1 pseudogene is annotated in these 261 nt (G+C 65.5%); it reads left to right on the forward strand.

The features are described from left to right. A pseudogene (locus ACH107_RS33905) lies at positions 1-186 on the forward strand (hypothetical protein); the annotation flags it as partial. Positions 187-261 lie beyond the last annotated feature (75 nt).

The raw sequence follows: 261 nt of genomic DNA on the forward strand, positions 1-261 counted from the left end.
GCCTGTCTTCCTGACCTGCTTGATCCTGCTACAGGAACGGGTCCGCCTGGGACGTCACCGCGCCTGGATCACCCGGCGGCGCATCATTCTGCAAGGGTCACCCGCGCCTGCGTCATGGACGTGGTGCCCACCCACACGCTACTGGCCGACCTGCGCAAGGAAGTGGCACAGGCCTATTATCACTAGCCCGCGCAGACCGCCTGCACGTCATAGGCAAAGCCGCTGGTGTTGCCGATGGCCTCCTGGACCATGGTCGCCGCC

This window comes from Roseovarius halophilus (ex Wu et al. 2025), assembly GCF_047086965.1.